At 41.3% G+C, this 475-nt stretch carries 1 protein-coding gene; it reads right to left on the bottom strand.

Annotated elements, in window-relative coordinates; genetic code table 11:
* On the bottom strand, positions 1–450 hold a 450-nt coding region (locus tag ACTND6_RS11155; RefSeq protein WP_441045122.1), incomplete at its 3' end, for an ATP-binding protein.
* Between the last annotated feature and the right edge of the window lie 25 nt (positions 451–475).

Raw genomic sequence — 475 nt, forward strand, 5'->3', positions numbered from 1 at the left:
ATTGCTTGTAAAGATCATACAGTTCGGACCTTCTTTTGAAGCACGTCTGTCTATGACATCAAAGAAGATTCTTGTATTTTCCTTGTCAAACTTGCATCTTCCCATTTCATCAATAATAAGACAGCTTGGTTTTACAAGACCATTTGTCGTGCTTCCTACGCTGTCATTCTTTCTTGCCTGGGTAAGACGCTGATTGAGTTCTGTTGCCTTCAGGAAATAGACCTTATTTCCTAATTCGCAGCACGCTCTTCCAAATGCCATAGCCAGATGTGTCTTTCCGATTCCTGGCGGACCGATAAAAGCAAGATTTCTGTGTTCATACAGCGGGGACAGTGTACTGAGATTCTTCAGCTTTTCCAGATTATTTGAATGCACATATGAGAAATCAAAATTACTGAAGGTTTTTGGTTCTGTCAGTGGAAGTCTGCTCAACTTCAGGCAGGTATTCACCACTGCCTCCTTTTTTCTCTCTTCA

Source organism: Bulleidia sp. HCP3S3_C9, from assembly GCF_052064035.1.
Lineage (GTDB): Bacteria > Bacillota_I > Bacilli_A > Erysipelotrichales > Erysipelotrichaceae > Bulleidia.